This is a genomic window from Thiolapillus sp. (genome assembly GCF_048562965.1).
GTDB lineage: Bacteria > Pseudomonadota > Gammaproteobacteria > Chromatiales > Chromatiaceae > Thiolapillus > Thiolapillus brandeum_A.
This window is the reverse complement of sequence record NZ_JBHNMF010000531.1, coordinates 1-2,170: the sequence shown is the minus strand read 5'-3', so window position 1 is coordinate 2,170 and position 2,170 is coordinate 1. Positions and strand designations below refer to the sequence as shown.

2 protein-coding genes and 2 pseudogenes are annotated in these 2,170 nt (G+C 59.7%); 1 reads left to right on the top strand and 3 read right to left on the bottom strand.

The genetic code is table 11. From position 1 onward, the window contains the following. On the top strand, positions 1-494 hold a 494-nt coding region (locus ACOCD2_RS17325), incomplete at its 5' end, for a hypothetical protein (RefSeq protein ID WP_293652962.1). A gap of 82 nt (positions 495-576) precedes the next feature. On the opposite strand, the gene ACOCD2_RS17320 is transcribed toward ACOCD2_RS17325, so the two are convergent. The 3 genes and pseudogenes from ACOCD2_RS17320 to ACOCD2_RS17310 form a co-directional block, all read right to left on the bottom strand. Beyond that, on the bottom strand, positions 577-903 hold the full coding sequence (locus ACOCD2_RS17320) for a hypothetical protein (protein ID WP_293649853.1): 327 nt from the start codon (positions 901-903) through the stop codon (positions 577-579). Between the two features lie 155 nt (positions 904-1,058). Continuing rightward, positions 1,059-1,343, bottom strand: a pseudogene (locus ACOCD2_RS17315) (DNA-binding domain-containing protein); the annotation flags it as partial. Beyond that, positions 1,340-2,053: pseudogene (locus ACOCD2_RS17310) on the bottom strand (DUF692 domain-containing protein); the annotation flags it as partial. The pseudogenes ACOCD2_RS17315 and ACOCD2_RS17310, both read right to left, overlap by 4 nt. Positions 2,054-2,170 lie beyond the last annotated feature (117 nt).

Genomic DNA, 2,170 nt, shown 5'->3' with positions numbered 1-2,170 from the left:
CCGCTATCAAGCCGGGAGATGTGGTCAGTTTTTCCGGCATCGAGATCAATGCCGGACCCGACAACGGCCCCATGGCGACGGTCGACAGTATCGACAGCGTACCTGATGCGGCCATCGCCGGCGTCGTTGCCAGTCGTTTCAACCTGGACGCCGTGAAAGACACCAAGGAAAGCGACAAGATCGATCCCGCACCTGCGGGTGATATCAAGCCGGGCGACTATGTGCTGGTGGTGGTGCGCGGCGCCACGCCGGTCAATATCAACAGTGACACGCCCCAGCCGGCGCCGGGCAGCCTGCTGGTGAGCGATGCAGAGAACAGGACCCTCGACGCCGTCTCGCCAAACAGGTTCGCACCTGCCTCGACAATCCCAAATACCGGGCAGACCATTGGCGTCGTACTGGGTGAGTTACCGACGCCGGCAGACAAAACCAGCCGGACGTTGCAGAAAGGCAGCGCCACCCGGCAGGTTTATGTGTATGTCTCCCCCCGGTAGTTTCTCCTGAAACCAGCGACAAAGCCGTCTTCATCCGAAGGCGGCTTTTTCATTTGGGAACCGGCCGGAACCGAGGACAAGATCAGCCCGGGATCAATTCGGCAATCAGCCCGTGGGATACCCAGGTCTTGATGAAGCCTGCAGCCCGCAGGGGGGCATTCAGTTCATCCACCCATTCCAGCAGGCCTTCGCAGATCTCGCTAAAGCGCATGCCTTCCTGAGCACGATCGATGGCCCAGGCCTCGTCCACATCCAGGCGGCGCCAGCTGGGCACCAGATCCTGCCGCCACAGCAGCCAGCCCACGGGAAAGGCCTGCTCCTCCAGATCCGGCAGGGGATCTTCCTGCTGGTCAATGGCAGACCACAGCAGGGGAATATTCCATGACAGGTCCAGCCGCTGCAAGAGCAAGATGCATGCCGGGCCATTCCTCGGGCGGCAACCCGGCTACCGATGGCTGTCACATCGGCAGCATCGAACACCAGACCCTGGGCCCATTCGAAAGCGGCCATTTCCGCCACCTGAGGGTAAGCATCATAAGGCGAGGTTTTCCCCAGAAAGGCCGGCAAACGGTCCCCGAACCAGCGTATGGAAGTATGGCGGGATGGATGCTGTCGGATATAGTCGAGACAGAGTGCGTAGAACTGTTCGTCCCCCAGCATGCTCCACAGTCCGGGGTAATCCACGCCCAGGCTGTCGACCAGGCGCGCCCGGTAGGCACCGGCATACAGGTCCATGCGTTCCCGGGCATCCGCCTTGTCATCACCCACCACGCTGGCAGGCACGATGCTGTCTTCGGCACCGAGGAGATACGCGGCGAAACGCTGCTGCAGGTCACGCAGACCGTTCATGCCCCGCTCCACACCGGCCGGGCGATGGCCCGTGCCTGGTCGAGTTCCTCCACCAGTTCCGGCGGTTCAGGAATGTTGTCATCCCGTTCGATCATGGTGGATACCGGTCCCAGGAGTTCACAGGTCTCGCGGTACAGTTCCCAGACCTCATCCCGGATGGGCATGTCATGGGTGTCGATCATGATCTTCCCGGATTCGTTGGTGGTGTGGCCCGCCAGGTGAAACTGCCATACCCGCTCTGCCGGCACTCCGCGCACGTACTCCATAGGGTCGAAACCGTGGTTGACGCTGCTGACGTAGATGTTGTTCACATCCAGCAGGATCAGACAATCCGCCGATTCGGCGACTTCGGTCAGAAACTCCCACTCGCTCATTTCCGAATCATCGAAGGAAACATAGCTGGACAGGTTTTCCAGCAGGATCTGCCGCCCAAGGGCATCCTGTACCTGACTCACCCTGTCTGCCACATGGCGGATCACCTCACGGGTATAGGGCATGGGCAACAGATCATGGTAATTGTGCGCGTTGACACTGGTCCAGCACAGGTGGTCTGAGATCCAGGCCGGTTCTACCCGCCCGGCCAGGGCCTTGAGATCACGCAGATAATCCCTGTTCAAAGGATCGGTACTGGCAATGGACAAAGAGACGCCGTGCATCACCAGGGGATAGTTCTGGCGGATCCTGTCCAGGTAGTGCAGGGGCTTGCCACCCTCTAGTGTAGTGTTGCATTTTGCATGGAACTTAACCGGCGATTAGCACGAACAACTTTAGCCAAGATATCCTTAGCCTTGGCTGTCCAGATGAATGGCTTGGGTTTTTGGTTGTGT